This is a genomic window from Aliihoeflea sp. PC F10.4 (assembly GCF_054612275.1).
In genome coordinates this window covers 4,024,765-4,051,043 of record NZ_JBTSWH010000001.1, presented here as the reverse complement: position 1 = coordinate 4,051,043, position 26,279 = coordinate 4,024,765, and the positions used below count along the sequence as shown (strand labels likewise).

At 62.8% G+C, this 26,279-nt stretch carries 29 protein-coding genes; 15 read left to right on the top strand and 14 right to left on the bottom strand.

The features are described from left to right. Positions 1-5 precede the first annotated feature (5 nt). The 7 genes from mdh to phnD all read right to left on the bottom strand — a co-directional run bounded on the left by mdh (position 6) and on the right by phnD (position 6,582). Positions 6-971: a malate dehydrogenase gene (gene mdh, locus ACX82Z_RS20320; protein ID WP_459590904.1), complete on the bottom strand. Its 966-nt coding sequence runs from the start codon at positions 969-971 to the stop codon at positions 6-8. A gap of 197 nt (positions 972-1,168) precedes the next feature. Further along, positions 1,169-2,323: a cell division protein ZapE gene (zapE, locus tag ACX82Z_RS20315; RefSeq protein ID WP_459590903.1), complete on the bottom strand. Its 1,155-nt coding sequence runs from the start codon at positions 2,321-2,323 to the stop codon at positions 1,169-1,171. A gap of 24 nt (positions 2,324-2,347) precedes the next feature. Beyond that, positions 2,348-2,908: an AprI/Inh family metalloprotease inhibitor gene (locus ACX82Z_RS20310; protein ID WP_459590902.1), complete on the bottom strand. Its 561-nt coding sequence runs from the start codon at positions 2,906-2,908 to the stop codon at positions 2,348-2,350. A 168-nt stretch (positions 2,909-3,076) separates the two neighbouring features. Continuing rightward, entirely contained in the window at positions 3,077-3,892 is an 816-nt protein-coding gene (phnE, locus tag ACX82Z_RS20305) for a phosphonate ABC transporter, permease protein PhnE (RefSeq protein ID WP_459590901.1), read from the bottom strand. Further along, on the bottom strand, positions 3,892-4,710 hold the full coding sequence (gene phnE / locus ACX82Z_RS20300; protein ID WP_459590900.1) for a phosphonate ABC transporter, permease protein PhnE: 819 nt from the start codon (positions 4,708-4,710) through the stop codon (positions 3,892-3,894). Before phnE (ACX82Z_RS20300) ends, phnE (ACX82Z_RS20305) begins: the two co-directional genes overlap by 1 nt. After that, positions 4,707-5,549: a phosphonate ABC transporter ATP-binding protein gene (phnC, locus tag ACX82Z_RS20295; protein WP_459590899.1), complete on the bottom strand. Its 843-nt coding sequence runs from the start codon at positions 5,547-5,549 to the stop codon at positions 4,707-4,709. The genes phnE (ACX82Z_RS20300) and phnC overlap by 4 nt, the downstream gene beginning before the upstream one ends. Positions 5,550-5,628: 79 nt before the next feature. After that, positions 5,629-6,582 (bottom strand): phosphate/phosphite/phosphonate ABC transporter substrate-binding protein, encoded by a 954-nt coding sequence (gene phnD / locus ACX82Z_RS20290; protein WP_459590898.1) that lies wholly within the window; start codon positions 6,580-6,582, stop codon positions 5,629-5,631. Positions 6,583-6,774: 192 nt separating this feature from the next. Between phnD and ACX82Z_RS20285 the strand changes: the two genes are divergently transcribed. The 11 genes from ACX82Z_RS20285 (at position 6,775) to ACX82Z_RS20235 (ending at position 16,577) form a co-directional block, all read left to right on the top strand. Next, positions 6,775-7,851: an MBL fold metallo-hydrolase gene (locus tag ACX82Z_RS20285; protein WP_459911905.1), complete on the top strand. Its 1,077-nt coding sequence runs from the start codon at positions 6,775-6,777 to the stop codon at positions 7,849-7,851. Positions 7,852-7,881: 30 nt separating this feature from the next. Further along, complete coding sequence (locus tag ACX82Z_RS20280) at positions 7,882-8,055, top strand: DUF1328 domain-containing protein (RefSeq protein ID WP_459590897.1); 174 nt, start codon at positions 7,882-7,884, stop codon at positions 8,053-8,055. A 48-nt stretch (positions 8,056-8,103) separates the two neighbouring features. Beyond that, positions 8,104-8,985: a diaminopimelate epimerase gene (gene dapF, locus ACX82Z_RS20275; RefSeq protein WP_459590896.1), complete on the top strand. Its 882-nt coding sequence runs from the start codon at positions 8,104-8,106 to the stop codon at positions 8,983-8,985. Continuing rightward, complete coding sequence (mtaB, locus tag ACX82Z_RS20270) at positions 8,982-10,277, top strand: tRNA (N(6)-L-threonylcarbamoyladenosine(37)-C(2))-methylthiotransferase MtaB (protein ID WP_459590895.1); 1,296 nt, start codon at positions 8,982-8,984, stop codon at positions 10,275-10,277. Before dapF ends, mtaB begins: the two co-directional genes overlap by 4 nt. 9 nt (positions 10,278-10,286) lie before the next feature. Further along, positions 10,287-11,828, top strand: a complete 1,542-nt coding sequence (gene ftsY / locus ACX82Z_RS20265) for a signal recognition particle-docking protein FtsY (RefSeq protein WP_459590894.1) — start codon at positions 10,287-10,289, stop codon at positions 11,826-11,828. 2 nt (positions 11,829-11,830) lie between these two features. After that, entirely contained in the window at positions 11,831-12,490 is a 660-nt protein-coding gene (locus tag ACX82Z_RS20260; protein ID WP_459590893.1) for a septation protein A, read from the top strand. 64 nt (positions 12,491-12,554) lie between these two features. Then, positions 12,555-13,040, top strand: coding sequence for a hypothetical protein (locus ACX82Z_RS20255; protein ID WP_459590892.1), 486 nt, complete (start codon positions 12,555-12,557; stop codon positions 13,038-13,040). A gap of 65 nt (positions 13,041-13,105) precedes the next feature. Next, positions 13,106-13,267, top strand: a complete 162-nt coding sequence (locus ACX82Z_RS20250; protein ID WP_459590891.1) for a Thivi_2564 family membrane protein — start codon at positions 13,106-13,108, stop codon at positions 13,265-13,267. Between the two features lie 110 nt (positions 13,268-13,377). Continuing rightward, complete coding sequence (locus ACX82Z_RS20245; RefSeq protein ID WP_459590890.1) at positions 13,378-14,598, top strand: NAD-dependent epimerase/dehydratase family protein; 1,221 nt, start codon at positions 13,378-13,380, stop codon at positions 14,596-14,598. 267 nt (positions 14,599-14,865) lie between these two features. After that, positions 14,866-15,699, top strand: coding sequence for a glycosyltransferase (locus ACX82Z_RS20240; protein ID WP_459590889.1), 834 nt, complete (start codon positions 14,866-14,868; stop codon positions 15,697-15,699). After that, positions 15,696-16,577, top strand: coding sequence for an NAD-dependent epimerase/dehydratase family protein (locus ACX82Z_RS20235; protein ID WP_459590888.1), 882 nt, complete (start codon positions 15,696-15,698; stop codon positions 16,575-16,577). The genes ACX82Z_RS20240 and ACX82Z_RS20235 overlap by 4 nt, the downstream gene beginning before the upstream one ends. Here ACX82Z_RS20235 and ACX82Z_RS20230 read toward each other — a convergent pair. The 5 genes from ACX82Z_RS20230 to ccmA all read right to left on the bottom strand — a co-directional run bounded on the left by ACX82Z_RS20230 (position 16,574) and on the right by ccmA (position 19,442). After that, positions 16,574-17,152 carry a DsbE family thiol:disulfide interchange protein gene (locus ACX82Z_RS20230; RefSeq protein WP_459590887.1) on the bottom strand — a complete coding sequence of 193 codons (579 nt, stop codon included), beginning with the start codon at positions 17,150-17,152 and terminating at the stop codon, positions 16,574-16,576. The genes ACX82Z_RS20235 and ACX82Z_RS20230 overlap by 4 nt on opposite strands. Further along, positions 17,149-17,304: a heme exporter protein CcmD gene (ccmD, locus tag ACX82Z_RS20225; protein WP_459911903.1), complete on the bottom strand. Its 156-nt coding sequence runs from the start codon at positions 17,302-17,304 to the stop codon at positions 17,149-17,151. Before ccmD ends, ACX82Z_RS20230 begins: the two co-directional genes overlap by 4 nt. After that, positions 17,298-18,062 (bottom strand): heme ABC transporter permease, encoded by a 765-nt coding sequence (locus ACX82Z_RS20220; RefSeq protein WP_459590886.1) that lies wholly within the window; start codon positions 18,060-18,062, stop codon positions 17,298-17,300. The genes ccmD and ACX82Z_RS20220 overlap by 7 nt, the downstream gene beginning before the upstream one ends. Before the next feature lie 75 nt (positions 18,063-18,137). Continuing rightward, a complete protein-coding gene (gene ccmB / locus ACX82Z_RS20215; RefSeq protein ID WP_459590885.1) occupies positions 18,138-18,803 on the bottom strand; it encodes a heme exporter protein CcmB in 666 nt (221 codons plus the stop codon). Positions 18,804-18,842: 39 nt separating this feature from the next. Further along, the gene (gene ccmA, locus ACX82Z_RS20210) at positions 18,843-19,442 is read right to left on the bottom strand and encodes a heme ABC exporter ATP-binding protein CcmA (protein WP_459590884.1); all 600 of its coding nucleotides are present in this window, start codon (positions 19,440-19,442) and stop codon (positions 18,843-18,845) included. Between the two features lie 265 nt (positions 19,443-19,707). Here ccmA and acnA point away from each other — a divergent pair, with 265 nt between their 5' ends. The 3 genes from acnA (at position 19,708) to ACX82Z_RS20195 (ending at position 24,035) form a co-directional block, all read left to right on the top strand. Further along, positions 19,708-22,401, top strand: coding sequence for an aconitate hydratase AcnA (gene acnA / locus ACX82Z_RS20205; protein WP_459590883.1), 2,694 nt, complete (start codon positions 19,708-19,710; stop codon positions 22,399-22,401). 162 nt (positions 22,402-22,563) lie between these two features. After that, complete coding sequence (locus tag ACX82Z_RS20200; protein ID WP_459590882.1) at positions 22,564-23,322, top strand: DUF1223 domain-containing protein; 759 nt, start codon at positions 22,564-22,566, stop codon at positions 23,320-23,322. A gap of 329 nt (positions 23,323-23,651) precedes the next feature. Next, complete coding sequence (locus ACX82Z_RS20195) at positions 23,652-24,035, top strand: DUF2794 domain-containing protein (protein WP_459590881.1); 384 nt, start codon at positions 23,652-23,654, stop codon at positions 24,033-24,035. Positions 24,036-24,048: 13 nt separating this feature from the next. Here ACX82Z_RS20195 and ACX82Z_RS20190 read toward each other — a convergent pair whose 3' ends face one another. Beyond that, positions 24,049-24,393: a RidA family protein gene (locus ACX82Z_RS20190; RefSeq protein ID WP_459590880.1), complete on the bottom strand. Its 345-nt coding sequence runs from the start codon at positions 24,391-24,393 to the stop codon at positions 24,049-24,051. Between the two features lie 144 nt (positions 24,394-24,537). On the opposite strand from ACX82Z_RS20190, the gene ACX82Z_RS20185 reads away from it, so the two are divergent. Further along, positions 24,538-25,716, top strand: a complete 1,179-nt coding sequence (locus tag ACX82Z_RS20185; RefSeq protein WP_459590879.1) for an aminotransferase — start codon at positions 24,538-24,540, stop codon at positions 25,714-25,716. On the opposite strand, the gene ACX82Z_RS20180 is transcribed toward ACX82Z_RS20185, so the two are convergent. After that, positions 25,713-26,279: an N-acetyltransferase family protein gene (locus ACX82Z_RS20180; protein ID WP_459590878.1), complete on the bottom strand. Its 567-nt coding sequence runs from the start codon at positions 26,277-26,279 to the stop codon at positions 25,713-25,715. The genes ACX82Z_RS20185 and ACX82Z_RS20180 overlap by 4 nt on opposite strands.

The window sequence follows — 26,279 nt, the reverse complement described above, 5'->3', positions numbered from 1 at the left end:
AATCCTTACTTTTTCAGGTTCGGGGCGATTTCGGCGCAGGCATCGCAAAGGCCCTTCACCGATTCCACCGACTTGTCGAACATCTTCTGTTCGGCCTTGTTCAGATCGATCTCGATCACGCGCTCGATGCCGCCGGCACCGATCACGGTCGGAACGCCGACATACATGTCCTTGACGCCGTACTGGCCGTCGAGATGGGCCGCGCAGGGCAGGACGCGCTTCTTGTCCTTGAGATACGCTTCGGCCATCTGCACCGCCGAGGAGGCCGGCGCGTAATAGGCCGAACCGGTCTTGAGCAGGCCGACGATCTCCGCACCGCCGTCACGGGTGCGCTGGACGATCTGGTCGAGCTTTTCCTGGCTGGTCCAGCCCATCTTGACGAGGTCGGGCAGCGGGACGCCGGCAACCGTCGAATAGCGCGTCAGCGGAACCATCGAGTCGCCGTGGCCACCCAGAACGAAGGCGGTAACGTCCTCGACCGACACCTTGAATTCTTCGGACAGGAAGTAGCGGAAGCGGGCCGAGTCCAGCACGCCGGCCATTCCGACGACGTGGCTCTTGGGCAGGCCGGAGAATTTCTGCAGCGCCCAGACCATCGCGTCGAGCGGGTTGGTAATGCAGATGACGAATGCGTTCGGGGCATACTTCTTGATGCCCGCGCCGACCTGCTCCATGACCTTCAGATTGATGCCGAGAAGATCGTCGCGGCTCATGCCGGGCTTGCGCGGCACCCCGGCGGTGACGATGCACACATCCGCGCCCTCGATGCCGGCATAGTCGTTGACCCCGACATAGCTGGCGTCGAAGCCGTCGACCGGCGAGGACTGCGCGATGTCGAGACCCTTGCCCTGCGGCATTCCTTCGGCGATGTCGAACAGGACGACGTCGCCCAGTTCCTTGAGGCCGATCATGTGAGCGAGCGTGCCGCCGATCATGCCGGAGCCGATGAGGGCAATCTTGTTGCGAGCCATGTCTTGGAAGTCCCCTTTGATGATCGTCGGCAGAACGACCGACAATGAATGCGTTACAGGTTTAACGCGGGCATGGGAGGCTGCCCGAAAGTCGCCGGTCGCATAGACCGAACAGCACGAAAATTCAACCGATTATTTCATATCCAGTATTTTCAATCGTTTAGATGATTGCGGATTTACGTAAACGTAAGAAAAAATCATGCCGCTTCATGCGTTTTCGCCCAATCGGCGCTCTGCATCTCGATAAGACGCGAGACCGTCCGGTCGAATTCGAAACGTTCCGTGCCGGAGGAGGCGGAGTAAAGCTCGTGCGGCGGCGCTTCGGCGCTGAGTATAACCCGCACATGCCGGTCGTAAAGCGTATCGACGAGCAGGATGAAGCGCTTGGCCTCGTTGCGCCGGTCCATCTCCATCTTCGGGACGCAGTCGATCAGGATCGTATCGAACTCGGCGGCGATCGCGAGATAGTCGCGCGCGCCGAGCGGGCGGGAGCACAAATCGGCGAAATCGAAACGCGCGGCGCGGCCCGCAGCATGCGGGACCGGGATTTCGCGGCCCTTGACCGAGATCGCGCGTGGGCCGACAGGATGCCCCTCGCTCGCCACCTTCCACGCCTCGTCCATCAGCGCGCGTCCGGCCTCGTCGCATGGCGTGATATAGACCGGCATGCGACCGAGTTTTTCCATGCGGTAGTCGATCGCCCCGTCGAGCGGGACGATGTCGCAATGCGCCTTGAGGATTTCGACAAAGGGCAGGAACAGCCCGCGATTGAGGCCGTCGCGATAAAGATCGTCGGGCGCGACGTTGGAAGTGGCGACAAGCACCACGCCACGTTCGAACAATGCCGTGAAGAGCCGCGACAGGATCATCGCGTCGGCGATGTCGGTGACGGTGAATTCGTCGAAGCACAGGACCCACGCCTCTTCGGCGAGCGCCGCGGCGACGACGGGGATCGGATCGGTTTCCTTCGTCTCGCCGCGCTTCAATGCTTCGCGGTGGCGGCCGATCCTGTCATGCGCGTCGGCCATGAAGTCATTGAAATGCGCGCGGCGCTTGCGCTTGACCGGAACCAGTCCGAAGAAGAGGTCCATCAGCATGGTCTTGCCGCGCCCGACCCCGCCATGAAGGTAAAGCCCTTTGACGGGGGCCTTGGTCTCGCGCTTCTTGCCGAACAGCCAGCCGAGCGCGCTCGATTTGGTGGCGACGCGCTTGGTACGCAGATCGTCGATCAGCCTGTCGAACAGGCGGGCGAGCTCGACCTGACGCTCGTCGCGCGAAAGCTCGCCAGCCTTCACGCGCTGGAGATAGGCGTCCTGAACCGAGCGAAAGGTCGGTAGGCCCTCATGCGGCATGAAAGCTCGGCTCGTTTTGCGACACTATCGGGTGAGCGAAAGCGGCTGGCCGGACGAGGTCTGGCCGCTGAAATTGCCGCCACCGCCCGAAAGATTAGCGAGCGCGCCGCCATTGGCGTCGTAAAGCGTCAACGTCGAGCCGGAGACGTTCCACGAGCGCACGCCGTCGAGCGGCGCGGGGCAGCGGAGCGGACCGGCGCGGAAGCCTTCGCCGAAGCGCGTCTGCGGAGTTGCAATGCGGCAGGACTGGCCCGCCACCGACGCGTTCCACACGCCAGCGACACCGCCCGCCGAAACCGGAGCGCCACCACCTGCGGGCGGAAGCGAAGCCATCTGCGTACCGCCTTCCTGTCCCGGAGCCTGCGGGAAGGCACCCTGCGCGCCCTGCACGGTCGGCGCCATACCCGGCTGGCTGGGCGGGGGCAACTGGCTGGACTGAACCTGGCCCGCGGGTGCCGCCATGATCGGCGAGGGCGACGAGACCGTCGGGGAGACGTTCGAGCCGCCTGAGAAACGGTCGCTTGTGCAGCCGGCGAGCGCCAGAGCGGAAACCGCGATGATGAGCGTGCTTTTAGTCAGGTTCATTGATCCACCTCCGTCGAAGCAACGCCGCGTCACTCCTCAGGTTCCTATTCCAGTGTCCTATGCAGCACCAATAATGGCATCGTTCGGGACATATCCAACAGAACACGGTTAATTTACGGTGTGCTGTTGCAGAATATCAACAGGACAGGCGACGATTGCCCTCGTTTTTCAGAGGATCGCGTGCCTGACCTTGGCCGACACCCATTCTGACACGACAACCGTCACGAGGATCAGAGCGAAGATCACCGAGACTTGGCTCCAGGCGAGCATGTTGAGCGAGCTTTGCAGTTGCAGCCCGATGCCGCCCGCGCCGACCAGACCCAAAATGGTGGATTCGCGGATATTGATGTCCCAGCGGAACACAGACATGCCGAGAAAGGCGGGCAGTATCTGCGGGACGATCCCGTAATCCATCACCTGCACGGCCCCCGCCCCAGTCGCGCGCACGGCCTCGACCTGGCTCTCGTCGATCTCCTCAATTGCCTCGTAGAGCAATTTTCCGATGAACCCGATCGAGCGCAGCGCGATGGCGAGGATGCCAGCGAGCAATCCCGGCCCAAGGATGGTGACGAGGATCAGCGCCCAGATCAGCGAGTTGATGGAGCGCGAGGCGACGATGATCAAAAGCGCGAGTGGGCGCAGGAACGTGGCGCTTGGCGTCGTGTTACGCGCGGCAAGGAACGCGACCGGCACGGCGATGACGATGCCGAGCAGCGTGCCGAGCGTCGCCATGTTGATCGTATCCCACAAAGGGAGCCAAAGGCGATCGAGATAGCTCCAGCGCGGCGGCAGGGCGCGGGTGAGAAGGTCGCCCGCCTGACGCGGCGCGTCCCACACGAACGACCAGATCGTGGTCTGGTTCATCACCTGCCAGCACCAGACGAACAGCGCGACGAGGCCGAGCCACCCGGCGAAGCCGAGCCATTGGCGGGCGGTGGTGCGATGCTGCCAGACGGCGGTTCCGTTCGATTGGCTGACCGGCATCACTGCACCCATTTGCGAATGTGGCTGGACGCGTATTCGGCGACCATGACCAGAGCGATGATGACGACGAGGATCGCGCCTGCCGTGTCGTAGTCATAGCGGCTCATCGCGGTGTTGAGCGTTGCGCCGATGCCGCCCGCACCCACGATGCCGATGACGGCGGATTCGCGGAAATTGATGTCGAGGCGGTAGACCGACAATCCGATCAGGCGCGGCATCACCTGCGGCTGGACGCCGTAGTTCAAAAGCTGCACCCAGCTTGCCCCGGTGGCGCGGATCGCCTCGGCCTGTGCCTCGTCGATGTCCTCGATGTCTTCGGCGAGCAGCTTGGACAGGAAACCGATCGTGGCGAAGGCGAGCGTCAGGAAACCGGCGAACGGCCCGAAGCCGAACATGGCGACGAACAGGATCGCGACGACGATCTCCTGAAAGGCGCGCGAAACGGCGATGATCGAGCGGCAGACATAATAGACGACGGGTGGTGCCACGTTGCGCGCCGCACCAATGCCGATCGGAATCGAGATGAAAACGCCGACGACGGTCGCGGTCAGCGTCATCGTCAGGCTTTCGATCAGCCCTTGCTGGATATCGCGCCAGCGCGAGGTGAAATCGGGCTGAAAGAAGCCGGACAGAACGCGCCCGGATCGTTCGAGACCTTCGGCCACGCGCGTCCAGTTGATGTCGAGCGTGCCGACGGCCAGCACGAGATAGGCAAGCGCGCCGCCATAGATAACGAATCGCCAGAAGCGCGAATGGATGAAGAGCGGTGGACGCTTCCAGCGGCGGCCCGTTGCGGCAACAGCGGCGGCGGCGCTCATGCCGGTACGGTTTCCATACGCCGCTCACGCCCCGCCTCGAAGGCAGCGACATCGGCGGCGTCCTGGGCCTCGTCGTCGCGCTCCTTGCGCTGCGCGTTCCAGTCTTCCTCGCCGTAGATGCGCGAAAGAACGTCGTTGGTCAGCGCATCGGGCGCGCCGTCGAAGACGATTTCGCCGGCCTTCAGGCCGATGATGCGGTCGACGAACATCTGCGCCAGCGCGACGTCGTGGATGTTGATGATCGCCGGCAGCTTCCGCTCGGCGCAGATTTCGCAGATGAGCCGCATGATCTGGCGCGAGGTCTTCGGGTCGAGCGAAGCCGTCGGTTCGTCGACGAGGAGGAGTTCGGGGTCCTGTTCGAGCGCGCGGGCGATGCCGACGCGCTGGCGCTGGCCGCCCGACAGCGCGTCGGCGCGCTTGTCGACATGTGCCGAAAGACCGACGCGCTCGATCAGCGCGAACGCCTTGTCGACGTCGGTCTGCGGAAACCGACGCAGGAAGGAGCGCCAGAACGGCACGTAGCCGAGGCGACCGGACAGCACGTTCTCCATCACCGTCAGCCGCTCGACCAGCGCATATTCCTGAAAGATCATGCCGATGCGGCGGCGCGCCTTGCGCAGGTCAGAGCGCGATACGGCGCTGATGTCGACATCGTTGAGGAAGATCTTGCCGCCGGTTGGTTCGACGAGGCGGTTGATGCAGCGGATCAGCGAGGATTTGCCTGCACCCGACGGTCCGATCAGCCCGACGACCTGCCCCGGCTCCACCGTGAAGCCGACACCCTTCAAAGCGTGATCGCCGGTCTTGTAGCGTTTTTCGAGTGCTTCGATGCGCAGCATGCCGCCCCTCTCGTCTTTTATGAATAGCCGAAAGGAGCGCCGCTGCCGGCGCTCCTTCCGATAGCAGGCACGCCTGAAATCAGTTGCAGGTGTAGGTGACGCCCATCGCTTCGTCGATCTGGCGGATGACCGCCCAATGCTCGGCGAAGGTGATCGGGATGAACTGCTCTTCGCCGGCCGAACCGAACTCTTCCGCAAGGCCAGAGCCTTCCCAGTCGAAGGAGAAGAACGCTTCCTGGATTTTTTCCTGAAGGTCCGGCGTGAGATTGTAGACGACGCCGTAACCCGTCGTCGGAAAGGTGTCGGACTTGAAGATCGACACGATGTCGTCGGCGGAGACGACTTCGCGCTCGATCATGCGGCCCATGACGGAATTGGCGACCGCAGCGGCGTCATAATCGCGATTGGCGACGCCGAGAATCGAATTGTCATGCGCGCCGGAAAAGGCCGGCGAAAAGTCGGTCTCGACGACCATGTTGTATTCGCTCTCCAGCAGCGCCTGCGGCGCCTTGAAGCCCGAATTGGACGTCTCGGAGGTGAAGGCGATGGTACGGCCCTTCATGTCCTCGACGTTCTCGATGCCGGAATCCGGATGCGTGATGAATTCCATCTCGTAGCCGAACGAGCCGTCGCTGGCGGCCATCATGGCGAAGGGGCGGAAACCGGCGCAGGCGACGGCGAGCGGATTGCCGCCCGTGTTGACGCCGGCGATGTGCAGACGGCCGGCACGCATGGCTTCAAGCTGGGCCGCGTTCGACTGAACGGGGAAGAACTGGACGTCCTTGCCGGTGACTTCCGACAGATGCTCGAGGAAACCGGCCCACACGTCGACATAGACAGCAGGGTCCTCGACGGGCGTATAGGCGAAGATCAGCGTGTCCGGATCGACCAACTGAGCCTCGTCGGTCGGGATGTCGGCGACCATGTCGCCGTCGGCGTCGGTGAAGCGCGAATCGAGTTCGAATGCCGATGCGGAGCCGGCAAACGCGGTGATGGCGACGGATGCGGCGAGAATTTTGATGAACCTGGTCATGACAAACCCCCTGTCAAAAACGATGGTTGACGATCAGGGCTGAAAATCATCTACGCGTGACGCCCACATAACGGTTCGATGACACTTTCATGAAACGCGCCTCACAAGCCGGTCAGTTCACAAACTTGTCGGCTTGACGGCTGCGCGGATCGGCTTGAGAGAAGGCTGGCGGATTTGCAAAAGGGCATGACGATGAACAGGCGGCGCATGCTGAAATGGCTGGGACTGGGCGGACTGGCGACGGCAGCCGGACTGGGGGCGACGAAGGCCATGGCGGGCAATCCCTATTATAACGGTCCGGTCAGCGACCATTTCGACGGCACGACCTTCTTCAATCCGGGCGGCGAGGAGCCGCGCGGCTTTTCCGATCTCCTGCGCTGGCAGTTCGGCGAGAGCCGCGCGTCATGGCCATCGACGTTTCCAAGCCCCTATGCCGGGAACGTCCCGGACGCGTCCGTCTCCGGCGATGCTTTGCGCGTGACCATGATCGGCCACGCGACGATGCTGATCCAGGTTGCCGGAACCAACATTTTGACCGATCCGGTGTTTTCGGACCGCGCCTCGCCTTTCGGCTTCGTGGGCCCGAGCCGCGTCAACCCGCCCGGCGTCGCCTTCGAAGACCTGCCGCAGATCGACCTCGTTCTCCTGTCGCACAATCATTACGACCACCTCGACGTGACCAGCCTCCAGCGGTTGCGCGCGGCGCACAATCCCCTCGTCGTCACGCCTCTGGGCAACGACAAGATCGTCCATCATGACGTGCCGACCATGCGCGTTGCCGCCCATGACTGGGGTGAGGCGGTTCGCTTTCGCGACATCACGATCCATCTGGAACCGGCGCATCATTGGTCGGCGCGCGGCTTTCGCGACAGGCGCATGGCGCTTTGGGCATCGTTCGCGGTCGAAACGCCAGCCGGCAAGCTTTACCACATCGGCGACACCGGCTTTCATCAGGGCATCAACTACCGAGCAGCGGCGCAAAAGCACGGCAGGTTTCGGCTCGCGATCCTCCCGATCGGCGCCTACGACCCGCGCTGGTTCATGGCCGCGCAGCATCAGGACCCGGTCGAGGCGGTCGAGGGCATGCGGCTCGCCAACGTCGATTTCGCGGTCGGTCATCACTGGGGCACGTTCCAGCTCACAAATGAACGGATCGAGGAACCGCGCGACCTTCTGGGCACCGCTCTTGCCGATCGCGGCATCGCGGCAGAACGCTTTCGCGCAATGCAGCCGGGCGAGGCATGGGACATTCCCGCGCAAATCGCGTAAGGTAGCCCCATCTTTCAAAGGGGGCTTTGAATGTTCGGCTGGTTCATCTTCTTCGTCGTCATTGCCGTGATTGCGGGCGCGATCGGCATGCGCAGCGTCTCGCGGGTTGCAAGCCGCATCGCCTTCGCGATCGCCGCGCTGGCGATCATCCTGTTCGTCATCATGCTGCTGGTGTTTGGCTGGGCCGATTCGGTCCAGCTCTGAACGCTCGATCTCTGGTAATCGCCGGCCGTTTCGGCCATATAGCGGGCCATGAGCATGACTGCGCCATTTGCGAAGATGAACGGGCTCGGCAACCAGATCCTGGTCGCCGACATGCGCGGCCGTGCCGATCAGGTGACGCCCGACGCCGCCGTTCGGCTCAACGCCGACCCCGCGACCCGCTTCGACCAGATCATGGCGATCCACGATGCGCGGACGCCTGGCACCGACAATTACGTCGCCATACTGAACTCCGACGGCTCCATGGCGCAGGCCTGCGGCAACGGGATGCGCTGCGTCGTCTCCGCGCTGGCCGCCGAGACAGGACGCGCCGCCTTCACCTTTGAGACCATCGCGGGCATCCTGACCGCGAAGGAACATGAGGACGGGCAGATTTCGGTCGATATGGGTATTCCGCGTTTCGGCTGGCAGGACATTCCGCTGGCCGAGGAATTCCGCGATACGCGCATGATCGAATTGCAGATCGGCCCGATCGACGCGCCGGTCCTGCATTCGCCATCCGTGGCCTCGATGGGCAATCCGCACGCGATCTTCTGGGTCGACGGGGATGTGTGGTCCTACGACCTCGAACGCTTCGGGCCGTTGCTCGAAAACCATCCGATCTTTCCAGAACGCGCCAACATCACCATCGCAAACGTGACCGCGCGCGATGCGATGACCATCCGCACATGGGAGCGCGGCGCAGGACTGACACGGGCCTGCGGCTCTGCCGCCTGCGCCGCTGCCGTCTCGGCCGCACGCACGAAGCGGACGAACCGCACCGTTACCGTCACGGTTCCCGGCGGACCTCTTCTGATCGAGTGGCGCGAGGACGACCACGTCATGATGACCGGCCCGGCCGAGTGGGAATTTTCCGGCACGTTCGACCCGGCATCGGGCATATGGACCCGCGACGAAAAGGGCGCGGCATGACGGCGAAGAGGGGTCTCGACATCGTCACCTTCGGGTGCCGCATGAACACCTACGAATCCGAGGTGATGCGGCGCGAGGCGACGGAGGCCGGCCTCGGCGAACTCGACGGTGGCGCGATCGTCTTCAACACCTGCGCCGTCACATCCGAAGCCGTGCGGCAGGCGCGGCAGGCGATCCGCAAGGCGCGCCGGGAAAACCCCGACGCGCGCATCATCGTGACCGGCTGCGCCGCGCAGACGGAACCGGCCACGTTCGCGGAAATGGGCGAAGTCGATCTAGTTCTTGGCAACGAGGAAAAGCTGAAGGCGCACAACTATCGCGCCTTGCCCGATTTCGGCGTCAACAATTTCGAAAAGGCGCGCGTCAACGACATCATGTCGGTGACGGAGACCGCCGGACATATGGTCGACGCCATCGAGGGCCGCGCACGCGCCTTCGTGCAGGTGCAGAACGGCTGCGACCATCGCTGCACCTTCTGCATCATCCCCTATGGACGCGGCAATTCGCGCTCCGTGCCGATGGGCGCGGTGGTCGATCAGGTCAAGCGCCTCGTCAGCAATGGCTATTCGGAAGTCGTGCTGACCGGCGTCGACATGACGAGCTACGGCGCGGACCTGCCCGGATCGCCTCGCCTCGGCAAGCTCGTCCGCACGATATTGCGGCAGGTGCCGGACCTTTCCCGCCTGCGCCTTTCTTCCATCGATTCCATCGAGGCCGACCCGGATCTGATGGAAGCGATCGCAACCGAAGCGCGGCTGATGCCGCATCTGCATCTGTCGCTGCAGGCCGGCGACGACATGATCCTCAAACGCATGAAGCGCCGTCATCTGCGGGACGACTCCATCCGGTTTTGTCAGGAGGTGCGGACGATGCGTCCCGACATGGTGTTCGGCGCTGATATCATCGCCGGATTCCCGACCGAGACGGAGGCGATGTTCGAAAATTCGCTGAAAATCGTCGAGGAATGCGGACTGACGCATCTGCACGTCTTCTCGTTCTCGCCGCGCGAGGGAACGCCCGCCGCGCGCATGCCGCAGGTCAGGCGCGAGATCGTCAAGGAACGCGCTGCGCGCCTGCGCGCTATCGGCGACGCCGCCTACCGACGCCATCTCGACCGGCTGGTCGGCACGACGCAGAAAATTCTGATCGAGCGCGACGGCGTCGGTCGCACGGAAGGCTTCACCATGGCCGCCTGCGACGAAGGCGTGCCCGGCGAGATCGTCGAGCGGCGCGTATCCGCCCATGATGGCGAGCGGCTGATTGCAACGACACGCGCCAGGCGCGCGGCTTAAGGACGACCGATGGCGGGTTTCTTCAAGAAAATGTTCTCTTTCGGCCGCAAGGACGAGGAACCGAAGGAGGAACACATCGCCTCGACGCAGGCCGCTGAGGCCGCCGTCGACGCGCCGGCCCTGCCCGAGTTCCTGCGCCAGACGACCGAGCCGGTTCAGGCGGACGAGGATGCACCGCGTCCGGACTCCGTGCCTGAAGTGCCGATCGAAACGCCCTCGCATTCCCCCGAACCGAAGCCGGAATTGCCCGAACCCCAGCCGGTGACGCCGCCCGTCGAGCCGGAACCGGTCACTCCGCCTGCCGAGATTCCAGCACCTGGGACGCCTGCTGAGCCTCAGCCGGAGGTTCCGCCAGCCGAAGTGCCGGTGGAACCGATGCCGGCCCCGGTCGAAGTCCCGCCCGCTCCAGTCGAAATTCCACAAACGCCGCAAGAGACCCCGCAGCCGGCGCCAGTCGAAGTGCCGCCAGAGACGCCGACCGAACCTGTCCCGGCATCGCCTGCCGCCGAAGCACCCGCCGTGCCGGAGTTTTTGAAACGCGAAGTCGAGGCCGTCGCTGAACCGGGTGAACGCGTCCGCGTGGCAAAGACCGTCGAGCGTGGCCCAGTCGCCGAGGAAGCCGCACCCGCCGCCCAGCGTGCGTGGTTCGACCGTCTGCGCGACGGCCTGTCGCGATCCTCGCGCGAATTGTCGACCGGGATTTCCGGCGTCTTCACCAAGCGCCGGCTCGACGAGGATACACTTCAAGACCTCGAGGACGTGCTCCTGCGCGCCGATCTCGGTATGGAGACGGCGATCCGCATCACCGACACCTTGTCCGAGGGACGGTTTGGTCGCGACGTGTCGGACGCAGAGGTGCGCACGGTGATGGCGAGCGAGGTGGAGAAAGTTCTCGGCCCCGTCGCGTTGCCGCTGGAGCTCGATCTGTCCCATAAGCCGCATGTCATCCTCGTCGTCGGCGTCAACGGCACCGGCAAGACGACCACGATCGGCAAGCTCGCCGCCAAGCTGACGGCCGGCGGGCTGAAGGTCACGCTCGGCGCGGGCGACACGTTCCGCGCGGCCGCCATCGAGCAATTGAAGATCTGGGGCGATCGCACCGGCTCGGATGTCGTCTCGTCCAAGCTCGGCGCGGACGCGGCCGGCCTTGCCTGGGACGCCTATGAAAAGGCGAAGGAAAACGGCTCCGACGTTCTCATTATCGACACGGCCGGACGCCTCCAGAACAAGGCCGAACTGATGGCCGAACTGGAAAAAGTCGTGCGCGTCCTCAATCGCCACGATCCGGATGCCCCGCACACCGTCCTTCAGACCGTCGATGCGACGACCGGGCAGAACGCGATGAATCAGGTCGAGATTTTCCGCAACGTCGCGGGCGTCAACGGCATCGTCATGACCAAGCTCGACGGCACCGCGCGCGGCGGTATTTTGGTCGCAATCGCCGCCAAATATCGCTTGCCGGTTTATTTCATCGGCGTCGGCGAAGGCGTCGACGACCTCGAACCTTTCCAAGCGCGCGATTTCGCCCGGGCGATCGCGGGAGTGAGTTGAACATGAGCGAACCCATCGTCGAACGCGAACCGGGCGATCCGAAAAAGGAAGAGATCAATCCGCTCCTGAAGCTGGCTCTGGAACTCGGCCCGCTGATGGTCTTCTTCTTCGCCAATATGCGCGGCGAGTGGATCGTGCGCACCTTCCCCATACTTGAGCCTGTCGGCGACCCGATCTTCCTGGCCACCTTCCTGTTCATGATCGCGACGGCGATCTCGCTCTCGGTCTCGTGGGTGCTCCTGCGCACCTTGCCGATGATGCCGCTCGTCTCGGGCGTCGTGGTCTTCGTCTTCGGCGCGCTGACGCTTTATCTGCAGGACGAAATCTTCATCAAGATGAAGCCGACCATTGTCAACGGCATGTTTGCAGCCGTTCTGCTCGGCGGTCTTTTGTTCGGCAAGGCGCTGCTCGGCTACGTCTTCGATTCGGCGTTCAAGCTGGACGCCGAAGGCTGGCGCAAGCTGACGCTGCGGTGGGGCGTGTTCTTCGTCTTCCTCGCCATCCTGAACGAGGTCGTCTGGCGCATGTTCTCGACCGATTTCTGGGTCGCGTTCAAGGTCTGGGGCACGATGCCGATCACCATCGCATTCACGCTGGCGCAGATGCCGCTGATCATGCGTCATTCGCTGGAAGACCCGCAGAAGAAGCAGCCGGCGGAATAGCGGCTCGACGGCAAAGACGGATCGTCCTATCGCAGATGATCCGTCGATTCTGTTTGAGGCCGTCATGAACCGAACCGCTTCCGCCTTCCTGCTCGTCGCCGCCATCGCCGGCCTTTTGATGGCGCTCGGTTTCGGGCTTCAGATGAAAGGATACGCGTTCGGCCAGCTCGGCAACGGACGGCTCGCCGGCCTCGCTTCCTCGGCCTCCTTCATGCCACTGGCCGCGATTTACGCGCTGACGGGCGCGCTCGTGATGCTCTTGCCGTTGCGCGCCGCCGCCTTCGTCCATTCGCATGGCTCGACGCCGATCCATTCGACCGCGCTGATGTTGCTCGCGATCATCGTCGGCGTCGCAGTCTCCCGTTTCGCATTCGGTGTCGGCAACGCGCTTTGGACACTTGCCGACTGGCAACTGGCCTTCGCGGCGGGCATCGTCATCGCCCATCTGGCGATGGAGAGGCTGCGCAAGAACGTGCTCTTGCGCTCCGTCGCGTTTGTCGCCTTCACCGCTGCCATGCTCGCCTGCCTTTACTGGACCTTCCGGTTGTAAGCACCGGAACCGAAATCCCCGATGGCGAGTTTATCAGTGTGACTTAATTAGCGGGGCCTCATGCAATGAGCTTACTTGTCAGCGTACTCATCACCTTTCTCATCATCATCCTGGTGCTTTATCTGATCGGAATGCTCCCGATCGACGGACGCGCCAAGCAGATCGCCCGGATCATCGTCATCGTCATCGGTGTCATTTCGCTGCTGCGCTATCTTCAGGTGTTCTGACTTCAAAGAACACTATTCGACGAACGTGATTTGCCGATTGCGCCAGGTAGTTGTCCTGTCACAATCGGCTGTCATGGTGTCGGCAAAACAATTTTCTGGAGTGCGCTGGAATGAAGATCGCAGTTCTTGGTGGCGACGGGTTCGTAGGTTGGCCGACGAGCTTGCATCTGTCGGATGCGGGCCACGACGTCCACATCATCGACAATCTGTCCCGCCGCTGGATCGATACGGAGCTTGGCGTCCAGTCGCTGACACCGATGGATTCGATCCAGGAGCGCACGCGCATCTGGTATCAGGAGACAGGCCGGCGCATTCATTTCCACCTGATCGATCTTTGCCGGGACTATGAAATTCTCAAAGCCTGGCTGGCGTCGGAGCGCCCTGACGCGATCATCCACTTCGCCGAGCAGCGCGCCGCGCCCTATTCGATGAAATCGGACCGGCACAAGAACTACACGGTCAACAACAACGTCAACGCCACGCACAATCTGCTCAACGCCATGGTCGAGACCGGCGTCGACGCGCATCTGGTGCATCTGGGCACGATGGGCGTCTATGGCTATTCGACCGTCGGCGCGGCGATTCCCGAGGGCTATCTGCCGGTCGGCATCGAGACGATGGCAGGCGAAACCGTGAAGCAGGATATCCTTTATCCGGCAAATCCCGGCTCGATCTATCACATGACGAAGTGCCTCGATCAGCTTCTTTTCCAGTTCTACGCCAAGAACGACGGCGTGCGGATCACCGACCTGCATCAAGGCATCGTATGGGGCACGCATACCGATCAGACACGCCGTCATGACCAGCTCGTCAACCGTTTCGATTATGACGGCGACTACGGCACGGTGCTGAACCGCTTTTTGATCCAGGCCGCGATCGGCTATCCGCTGACCGTCCATGGCACGGGCGGACAGACGCGCGCCTTCATCCACATTCAGGATTCGGTCCGTTGCATCGAAATCGCGTTGAAGAACGCGCCGAAGCGCGGCGAGCGCGTGAAAATCTTCAACCAGATGACGGAGACGCATCGCGTGCGCGACCTGGCCGAGATGGTGGCGCGGATCGGGGGCGCGAAGGTCGCCTATATGCCGAACCCGCGGAAGGAAGCGGCCGAAAACGATCTCGTCGTCAAGAACGAACAGTTCCTCGAACTCGGCCTTGACCCGATCCGTCTCGAAACGGGTCTGTTGTCGGAGGTGGTCGATGTGGCGAAGAAGTTCGCTTACCGCGTCGATCGCTCGCGCATTCCTGCCGTTTCGGCCTGGACCAGAGACATCGCACCTACACTCGACCGCGACCCTGAAGGCAAGGCGCTGAAGAGCGTGATCTAATGGTCAGTGCACTGGTAGTTAGTTTTTACAACCGTTCTTATCGCATGTGATTCGACCTCCTGTAGCAACCCAGTGGCTAGGATGTGTCCGTGTATCGAAACCGCACCCCGTCGTTCCTCCTTTTGCTCCGTTGTGCACCACGTCGGTAGGGATATGCTTGACCGCCATTATTTGAATCCTTCAATACAAAGTCATGCAACTTATAATTGTACAAAACCAACAAAACACCATAGATTGTAGTCGAAAAAACGCGCCTCAATACGATTAATGGCCAATCTCCATAATAATGAAAAAAGCGACGCCTACGTCACGCTTGTCACCAATGCCGATTACGTGCCCGGCGCAGTCGCGCTCGTTCGCTCGCTGAAACTGACAGAAACTACAGCCGACATCGTCGTCATGCATACGGGCGGGGTCGCGTGCGACGTGCTGGCGCCGTTGCAAGCGCTCGGAGCGAGCCTGCGCGAAGTCGACCTTTTGCCGACATCCGATGCGTTCAACGAGCGCCACGCCCGCGCGCGTATCCATGCCGACAAACCGTTCACAAAGGGCCGTAAGCCGGACTTCCATACGCCGCTCGACAATTTTGCCAAGCTGCGGCTGTGGCAGATGAAGGAATATGAGCGCGTCGTCTTCATCGACGCCGACGCCATCGTTATCCGCAACATCGACCGGCTGTTCGGATATCCCGAATTTTCAGCCGCGCCGAACGTTTATGAGGGGTTGGCCGATTTCCACCGGCTGAATTCCGGCGTCTTCGTCGCTGCACCGTCGCAGGCGACCTTCGACACGATGCTGGAACGACTTGATGCGCCAAACGCGCACTGGCCGCGCACGGATCAGACGTTTTTGCAGACCTTCTTTCCCGACTGGCACGGCCTGCCGGTCTTTTTCAACATGCTGCAATATGTTTGGTTCACACTGCCCGAACTGTGGGACTGGAAGTCGGTCCACGTGATCCATTTCCAGTATGAAAAACCGTGGGAGGCCGACCATCCCAAGGCTGACCGGCTGCGTCCGCTGATCGAACTGTGGCAAGCCCATCTGACCGGCGAAAACCTGCCCGACATCGACAGCCTGCCCAATCCGGCTCCCGCATGACGAAAATGCTTGTCACCGGTGGAACGGGCTATGTCGGGCGGTTCCTCGTCGAGCGGCTTCTGATGGATGGCGACGCAGTGATCGTCTATGGCCGCAACGCCCCGGCGAGCGGTTTCTTTTCGAAGCCTGTCGGTTTTGTTGCGGGCCAGCTTGAACCTGAAAACTTCACGCCGGACCTGCTCGCCGGATTTGATACTGTCATCCACGCTGCGTTCGATCATGTGCCGGGGAAATATCGCGGCGGTGAGGGCGACGACGTGGACGGATTCGTTCGCCGAAACCGGGATGCCAGCATCGCGCTTTTCAACGCGGCGAAGAACGCCGGCGTCCGGCGGTTCGTGTTTCTATCGACACGCGCGATCTACGGGCCGAAAGCGCCCGGCACGCTTTTGTCCGAGGAAACGCCAGCCGAACCGGACACGCTTTACGGCCGCGTGAAGCTGGAGGCCGAACGCGCGTTGACCGCGCTGGCAGATGACAATTTCACGACCGTTTCGCTGCGGGTGACGGGCGTCTACGGACCCGCTAGACCGGGGCGCGCCCACAAATGGGCCGACTTGTTCGCCGATCATCTGGCCGAAAAGCACGTTTCGCCGCGCGTCGGCACGGAAGTGCATGGCGAGGACGTTGCCTCGGCCATGCGCGTTGCGCTCGATCACATCGCTCCGCCGCCGGTCCTGAACGTTTCCGATTTGTTGGTAGACCGCCGCGACCTGCTCGAAATGGTCAATCGGATCACGGGGGTCGAACGGCCTTTGCCGGGGCGTGCAGATGCGTCCGCGGTCAATGCGATGGACTGCACGCGTTTGAAGGCGCTGGGCTGGAAGCCGGGAGGCGAGGCGCTTTTGCGCAGGACCGTTAGCGAATTGCTCGGTTAATAGCCGGAGCGCGCGCGCTCGATGGCGGCCATCAGCCCGTCGCGCATCGATTGCGGCGTGAACGGCCCCACATGCTTGTAGAGGATCGTGCCGTCAGGGCCGACGAGGAAGGTCTCCGGCACGCCGTAGACGCCCCAGTCGATCGCGGTGCGGCCGGAGCCGTCGACGCCAATGGCGTCGTAGGGATTGCCGAGTTCGGCCAGGAAGCCGCGCGCTTGTTCAGGCCGGTCCTTGTAGTTCAGCCCGGCGATGGTCAGGCCCTCGTCCTCGGCAAGGTCCATCAAAAGCGGATGTTCCTGCCGGCAGGGCGCGCACCACGAGGCCCAGACATTGACGATGGTCAGTTCGCCGTCGAACGCGGCGCTTTCGATACCGGGCAGGGACGAGCCTTCGAGCGGCGGCAAATTCGTCTGCGGAGCCGGCGCGCCGATCAGTGCGGACGGGACGACAGACGCATCGCGGCCCGAAAGCAGCATGACGAGAAAGACGCCGGCAAGCCCGAGGAACAGAGCCAGCGGCATGATCGCCAGAAGCGGAAGGCGGCGGCGCGGGGCACCTTGCGTTTCGGTGCTCATTTCGCGGACCGGCGTCGCACGCCGCGTGCCTCGAGTTCGGCAAGTTCGCGCTTGCGCGCGCGGTGGTCGACGAACAGCCACAAAGCGATGCCGCCGAGCGTGAGGATCGTCACGCCATAGGCGGCGGAGACGAATGCGACATGGTTCATGATGCAGCTCCATCCGCACGCCGTGCCGCAAGACGCCGCATGGATGCCACGCGCCGTCGCCGGATTTCCGTTCGCATCGCCGTCAAATGAAAGGCGAGGAACAGCACGGTGAAGCCGACCGCCATGACGATCAGCGGCCACAGCATGGAAGAATGGATCGTCGGCCCGTCAAGCCGGATGACGGAGGCCGGCTGATGCAGCGTGTTCCACCAGTCGACCGAGAACTTGATGATCGGGATGTTGACGAAGCCGACCAGCGTGACGATGGCGGCTGCCCTCGCCGAACGCCCCGGATCGTCGAGCGCGCGGGTGAGCGCGATGATGCCCAGATACATGAGGAACAGCACGAAGACAGAGGTGAGCCGCGCGTCCCACACCCACCACGTTCCCCACATCGGCTTGCCCCAGATCGAGCCGGTGGCAAGCGCCAGAAGGGTGAATGCCGCACCGAGCGGGGCGGCGGCCTTGAGCGCGACGTCGGCAAGCGGATGCCGCCAGACGAGCGTGCCAAGCGCCGAAAGCGCCATGATCGAGTAGCACATCATCGAAAGCCACGCGAAGGGCACGTGGATATACATGATGCGAACGGTGATGCCCTGCTGATAGTCCTGCGGCGCGGTAAAGCTCATATAGAGACCGATGGCGAGGACGATGCCGGCAAGCGCATAGGCGAACGGGATCAGCCGATCCGCCAGCGCGATGAAGCGGGTCGGATTGGCAAGATCGGTCAGGCGCGTGGGTGCAACGCTCGTGTCGCTCATGGCCTCTCACATAGCTTCAAGCCGCTTTTGGCGCAATTCGCCGTCGATCAAGCTGCCGTGCGTGATGTCGTCGCGTCAGTCATTCGCTGATTTCAGGGCGAGTGCTGCGGCAACCGGTCCGATCACGGCGAAGAACAGGGTGAGCGCGCACAATATCAGAAACGGCGGCAGGAAGGGCTGCGGGTCGTTGGCAGCGCCGTAGGCCGCCGAAACGCCGAAGATCAGCACGGGAATAACGAGCGGCAGGACCAGCACCGATACCAGAAGGCCACCGCGCGGCAAGGCGACCGCGACCGCAGCGCCCACAGCGCCGATGAAGGCGATGGCGGGCGTGCCGGCGAGAAGCGTGGCGGAGGTGGCGAGGATCGCGACCGGCTCCATGTTCATGAAGAGGCCGAGGAGCGGCGAGGCGACGACGAGCGGCAGGATGCTCGCCGTCCAATGGGCAAGGCACTTCACGAAAACGGTCACGGCCAGCATGTGACGCGTGTCGGCGAGGATCAGGAGATCGAGCGAACCGTCCTCGCGATCGGCCTGGAAAAGCCGGTCGAGGCCGAGAAGGCCGGCGAGAAGCGCACCGATCCACAGCATCGCCGGCCCGATGCGGGCCAGAAGGTTGAGATCCGGCCCGACACCGAAGGGCACGACCGCGACGACGGCGAGGAAGAACAGGACGCCCACCAGCATCCCGCCGCCGGCGCGGATGCCGAGCCGGATGTCTCGGATGAAGAGGGCTAGCAAACGCTTCGCTCCGGAAGGGTGTGATAGAGCGCGATCATTTCAACGTTCTCCCATCACCAGTTCGCTCGCGCCGCTGATCCCGAGCGGAATATGCGTCGCCGCGACGATGATCCCGCCATCTTCCAGATGTGCCTCCATCAACGCAGCGAAACGGCGTTCCGAACGCGCGTCGAGCCCGGCGGTGGGCTCGTCGAGCAGCCAGAGCGGACGATAGCTGACGAGCAGCTTCGCGATGGAAACACGCCGTCTCTGGCCGGTCGACAGGTAGCCGAACGGCAGATGACCCAGATCGGGAAGGCCGACCTCCTCCAGCGCCTGTTCATTGGTGAGGAACGGCTCGCCGTTGAACTCGCGCCAGAAATCGAGGTTCTCGTTAACCGAAAGTGCGGCCTTCATCGCGTTCTGGTGACCGAGATAATGCGCGGCGGCGGCAACGAGGCCGTCTTCGGCGCCGTCGAGCCTGACGGAACCGGAAGCGGCCGGCAAAAGACCGGCGACGACGCGCAGCAGCGTCGATTTGCCCGACCCGTTCTCGCCGGTGACGACGAGCGCCTCGCTTCTTCCCAACGCGAAATCGAGCGGCCCGAACACGGGCTCGCCGCCGCGTTCGCCGCAAAGTGCCTCGGCGACGAGCCGCATGCGTCCACCCCCTGCCAATTATTGATGCGGGCAATGCATTTTACCGGCCCGCTACTCTGGAACTCTTATAAGAAATTCTCTATAGAACCGGCAACCACGCCAGCGGTCGGCGTGTGGACCAAATTTGCGCCGAGCCAGCGCGCGTGCCGCCTTGAACGGCCGGGTTGCGGGGTGACGGACAGCGGAAATGACCGTACCCGCAACCTTTGCGCGTGATGCACACTGGCGTTCGTCCCCTCTCGGCACCGACAGTTAGGGAACGCACGTGACACAATCACTCGACAGCTTCAATTGCCGCCGCACGCTTGACGTGAACGGCACCGAATACACCTACTTCAACCTTATCGAAGCGGAAAAGAACGGCCTGGCCGGCATCTCGAAGCTTCCCTTCTCGATGAAGGTGCTGCTCGAGAATCTTCTGCGCAACGAGGACGGCCGCTCCGTCACCAAGGAATCGATCGAAGCCGTCGCGCAATGGCTGAACGACAAGGGCACGGCCGGCGTCGAGATCGCCTATCGCCCGGCCCGCGTCCTGATGCAGGACTTCACCGGCGTTCCGGCCGTTGTCGATCTCGCCGCGATGCGCGACGCGATGGTCTCGCTCGGCGGTGACCCGGAAAAGATCAATCCGCTCGTTCCGGTCGACCTCGTCATCGACCACTCGGTCATCGTCGATGAGTTCGGCACGCCGATGGCGTTCGCCCGTAACGTCGAGCTCGAATACGAGCGCAACGAGGAGCGCTACAAGTTCCTGAAATGGGGCCAGCAGGCGTTCCGCAACTTCCGGGTCGTTCCCCCCGGCACCGGCATCTGCCACCAGGTCAACCTCGAATATCTCGGCCAGACCGTCTGGACGAAGGAAGAGGACGGCGTCACCGTCGCCTATCCGGACACCTGCGTCGGCACCGATTCGCACACGACGATGATCAACGGCCTCGGCGTTCTGGGCTGGGGCGTCGGCGGTATCGAGGCGGAGGCGGCCATGCTCGGCCAGCCGGTCTCCATGCTCCTGCCTGAAGTCATCGGTTTCAAGCTGACCGGCAAACTCAAGGAAGGCGTGACCGCGACCGACCTCGTGCTCACCGTCGTGCAGATGCTGCGCAAGAAGGGCGTCGTCGGAAAGTTCGTGGAATTCTACGGTTCGGGCCTCGGCAACATGACGCTCGCCGACCGTGCCACGATCGGCAATATGGGTCCCGAATACGGCGCGACCTGCGGCTTCTTCCCCGTCGACGGCGAAACCATCAACTATTTGACCATGTCGGGCCGTGACGAGCAGCGCATCGCGCTGGTCGAGGCCTATTCGAAGGCTCAAGGGATGTGGCGCGACGGCGACGGCTCCGACCTCGTCTTCACCGACACGCTGGAACTCGACATGGGTACGGTGGTGCCGTCCATGGCCGGCCCGAAGCGCCCCGAAGGCCGCGTCGCTCTGGAGGACATCGCGTCGGGCTTCGCCGAGGCTCTCGGCAAGGAATACAAGAAGACGGCGGACACCGACCGCCGCTATGCGGTGGAAGGCGAGGATTTCGACATCGGCCATGGCGACGTCGCCATCGCGGCGATCACGTCCTGCACCAACACGTCTAACCCGTCAGTGCTGATCGCCGCCGGTCTTCTGGCACGCAACGCCAACCGCCTCGGCCTGAAGCAGAAGCCCTGGGTGAAGACCTCGCTCGCACCCGGATCGCAGGTGGTCGCCGAGTATCTGGAACGCGCCGGCCTCCAGACCGAACTCGACCAGATCGGCTTCAACCTCGTCGGCTTCGGCTGCACGACCTGCATCGGCAATTCCGGTCCGCTGCCAGGTCCGATCTCGAAGACGATCAACGACAAGGGTCTGATCGCGGCGGCCGTTCTTTCGGGCAACCGCAACTTCGAGGGCCGTGTCTCGCCGGACGTTCAGGCGAACTACCTCGCCTCGCCGCCACTGGTCGTCGCCTACGCGCTTGCCGGTTCGGTAACGAAGGATCTGACCACGGAGCCGCTCGGCCAGGACAAGGACGGCAAGGACGTCTTCCTGAAGGACATCTGGCCGACCTCGGCCGAAATCCAGGACTTCATCGCGAAGAACGTCACGCGCGAACTGTTCGCCGAGAAATATGCAGACGTCTTCAAGGGCGACGAGAATTGGCAGAAGGTGCAGGTTTCGGCCGGCCAGACCTACACCTGGGACGACGATTCGACCTATGTGCAGAACCCGCCTTACTTCGAAGGCATGCAGAAGAAGTCCGACGGCAAGATCGCACCGATCAACGGCGCGCGCGTCCTCGGCCTCTTCGGCGACAAGATCACGACCGACCACATCTCGCCGGCCGGTTCGATCAAGGCGGCCTCGCCGGCAGGTGCTTACCTGACCGAGCATGGCGTCGGCGTCGCCGACTTCAACCAGTACGGCACGCGGCGCGGCAACCATGAGGTGATGATGCGCGGCACCTTCGCCAATATCCGCATCCGCAACCACATGCTGGGCGAAAACGGGCGCGAGGGCGGCTACACGATCCACTATCCTTCCAAGGAGGAGATGTCGATCTACGACGCCGCCATGCGCTACAAGGAAGAAGGCGTCCCGCTGGTAATCTTCTCGGGCGTCGAATACGGCAACGGCTCGTCGCGCGACTGGGCGGCCAAGGGCACGAATCTTCTGGGCGTGCGCGCGGTCATCGCGCAGTCGTTCGAGCGTATTCACCGTTCGAACCTTGTCGGCATGGGCGTCATCCCGTTCGTTCTGGAAGACGGTACGAGCTGGGCGGAGCTGGCGCTCAAGGGCGACGAGACCGTGACCATCGAGGGCCTCGATGCGATCAAGCCGCGTCAGAAGATGGTCGCCAAGGTGACCTATGCGGACGGCACCGAAAAGGACGTGCCGATCTGGTGCCGGATCGATACGCTCGATGAGCTCGACTACTTCAAGAATGGCGGCATCCTGCAATACGTCTTGCGCGATCTCGCCGCCTGAGCGAACGCGCATAATGAAATCATCGACCGGGGCGTTCGCGCCCCGGTTTTTTTGCGCCTGCGTTTCACCCGAACGTGACTTTCCGTTGACCTCACGCAATGCCTAACCTTATGTCGATTGCGGCGGCGCCATTCCGGCTCGCCGCCTGAAACCGGATCGATCATGGGAATGCCACGCGCATCTGGGCTCATCGCCTTTGCGATAGCCGGCTTTGTTACCTTTGCCGCATCGGCCTCGCCCGATGTCGACAAGCCCGTCGCCGTGGTCGAACTCTTCACCAGCCAGGGCTGCAACTCCTGCCCGAAGGCCGACGCCAAGCTCGCCGAACTTGCCGAGACCGGCGACGTGGTCGCGCTTGGTTTCCATGTCGACTATTGGGATTATCTGGGCTGGAAGGACACGCTTGCCACGCCCGAAAACACCGATCGCCAGCGCGATTATTCGCGCATTTTCGGAAACCGGTCGGTCTATACGCCGCAGATCGTCATCAACGGTGAGGGCGATTTGAAGGGCTCGAAACCCGACCGCGTGGACGCGGCGATTCGCCGTGTTCGCAAAGGCGGTCTTTTGCCCGTCGATGTCGATCTTCGTTTCGACCCGGACAGTCTCGTGATTTCGGTCGGTGAAGGCGTTGCCCGCGGCGAGGCGAGCGTGCTCGTGGTCTATTTCGCCGACCGAACCGAGGTCGATATCGGACAGGGACGAAATCGCGGGCGCTCGCATGCCTATGTTCATCCGGTGAAGGCGTTTCACAGCGCTGGCATGTGGGAAGGGAAGGCTGCCGAGATGCGCCTGCCGCTGCATGACGTTCGCAAGAAAGGCGCGGGAGGGGTGGCGGTTCTCTTGCAGGAGATCGACGCGAACGGCCTGCCGGGCGAAATCCGCGGCGCAGCCCTGATTCATCATCACGAAGGATCGTAATCCTCGCGGCTGGCTGCTGACGATTTCAAGGGAAGAAGTTGCCGAGTTGGTTCGATCCGACGTCGATCCCGTGGGCGGGGGGCTTGGGGTTACGGCACCGGGCCGGACCGAACCGTCTCAGGCAACGGTGGGACTTTGGTCTTCGATTGAGGCCGGACCTTGGATTAATTGCGGCGACAATGAGGCCGACAATCACCAATTCCGACAGGCTGTCCCTTGGCGTGAGGTTGAATAACCGTACGACTCGGCAAATGTTTTGACCTTGCAATTGCGTGTGGCGCGGGCGAACCTGCTCTCATGTCGCGAAACTGTCACGAGGAGGTTCGCCGATGACCGATGGCGGACATGGCGCAGGCGCCGAGCGCTCCGCAACGCTCATCCCGCTTCATGAGGCGCGCCGCGAGCGCATGGAGCTTCCGGTGACGTTTCACCGCCTCGAACTCGATCTGATCCTGCGGCTCTACAGTCGGATGGTCGCCGCCGGCGAATGGCGCGACTATGCGATCGATCATTTGAAGGATCGCGCCATCTTTTCCGTTTTCCGGCGCACCAGCGAGGTTCCGCTGTTCCAGATCGTCAAGACGCCGGCGCTCGCGCGCAAGCAGGGCGCGTTTTCCGTCATGGCGGCGAACGGCGTCGTCTTGAAGCGCGGGCACGAACTTGCCCGCGTCATGACCGTCTTCGACAAGAAGTTGAAACTCGTCGGCGCGTAGCTTTCGGGGCGTTTTAGCCCTGCGCGGCGACGACGATGATCTCGACCTTGTATTTCGGCGCGGCGAGCTTGGCTTCGCCGGTTGCGCGTGCGGGCGTGTTCGACGGATCGACCCAGGCGTCCCAAACCGCGTTCATCTCGGCGAAATCGGCCATGTCGGAAAGCCAGATCTGAGCCGACAGGATGCGCGACTTCGACGAACCGCCGATAGCCAGAAGACGGTCGACTTCCTTCAGGACCGATTCGGTCTGCGCCTTGACGGTGTCGCCCTCGCCTACCTGACCTGCGAGATAGACGACGCCGTTGAAGACATTGACATGGCTCATGCGCGGGCCGGTCTCGTGGCGGGTGATGGTCATGGAGAAATCCTCTTATGAAACGCGTTGAATGGCTCTCGCCATAACGCGGCGAGGTCGCTTCGGCAACGCGGTTGCATCGCGCATTGGATTGATCGGCCAGAATGGTATAGCGCTCGAACTTTCACCGCATGAAGGTCATGGAATTTGACACGTCCGGCTTCCCTCAATCCGCTGATCGCCAATCTGTCCGCCCCGCCGATCCCGCTCGTGCAGGGTTGGGGCCGCGCCTATGACGGACGGATGGGGCCGCTGATCGATCTAAGTCAGGCCGTGCCGGGCTATCCGCCCGAAAAGCGCATGCTTGACTGGCTGGCCGAGGCGGCCGGTTCGGTCGCCGCCACCGGTTATGGGCCGATCGAGGGAGAAAGCGCCCTGCGCGCAGCCTATGCCGAGCACCAGAGCGCGCTTTACGGGGCGTCGATCAAAGCGGCGAACATCCACATTACAGCCGGCTGCAATCAGGCCTTCGTCACTGCCGCGATGGCCGTTGCCGGGGCTGGTGACGCGGTTTTGATGACCAATCCGTGCTATTTTAACCACGAAACGACGCTGGCCATGCTCGGCATCGAGCCGCGTTATGTGCGCTGCCACGCGGAAAACGGATTTTTGCCGGCCGTCGAAGACGTCGCCGCCGCCATCGACGAAAAGGTCCGGGCGCTTGCCATCGTCACGCCGAACAATCCGACCGGCGCCGTCTATCCGCTTGCGCTTCTGGCCGAGCTTCTGGCGCTGTGCCGCGACAAGGGAATCTGGCTGATCCTCGACGAAACCTATCGCGATTTCCTGTCAGTTGCAGATACGCGCCCGCACGATCTCTTTGCCGAACCGCGCTGGGGCGACAATCTGATCGGGCTTTATTCCTTTTCCAAATCCTTCTGCATTCCGGGTCATCGGCTCGGCGCGGTGACCGGATCGCCGCAAATCGTCGAAGCGATCGCCAAGATCATGGACAATGTCCAGATCTGTGCGCCGCGCGCACCGCAAATCGCGCTGACGAAGGCGATCCCGGCGCTGATAGATTGGCGCGAGGAAAACCGCATCGAGATCGCGAACCGGGCCGACGCGCTACGCACTGCACTCGACGGCGTCAATGGCTGGACGCTCGATGCGGTCGGTGCATATTTCGCCTTTCTGCGGCACCCGTTCGACACCGTGTCGAGCGTCGATGTCGCGGAAAGGCTGGCGCGCGAGGCGGGCGTCATCACGATACCCGGCTCGTTCTTCGGATCGCAGAACGAGCGCCATCTGCGCGTCGCCTTCGCCAATGCGACGGCCGAGACATTGAAGGAATTGCCGGCACGACTGGCAGCGCTCGGCGTCTAATCTTCGCCGCGAAAGCGCCTTTCTGGAAGCGAGGCCGGATCGGGCGCTGCACCCGCGCCCTCGTTCAACGCAAGCTGCATGAAGGCCGTGTCGAGCCAGCGCCCGTGTTTGTAGCCTGTGCCTGTGAGCTTGCCGGCATCGGCGAAGCCGAGCTTGGCGTGAAGCTTTACGGAGGCGCTGCCCGGATGTCCGTCGCCGATGACGGCGATGATCTGGCGAAAGCCGAGCCGCGTCGCTTCCTCGATCAGTCCTTCCATCAGCGCACGCCCGACGCCCTTGCCCTTGGCGCTCGGCGCGACATAGACCGAATCCTCGACGATGAAGCGATAGGCCGGGCGCGGGCGGAACGCACCGGCATAGGCATAGCCCGCGACGACACCGTCGGCTTCCGCGACGAGATAGGGAAACCCGCCCTCGATCAGCGCATCGAAGCGCTTCGTCATTTCGGCAAGGTCGGGCGGAGTGAGTTCGTAAGTTGCCGTGCCGTTGAGGACGGCATCCTCGTAGATGTCCGTAATCTGCTGCAAATCGCTTTCGCGCGCGGCACGAATGATGGTGGTCAT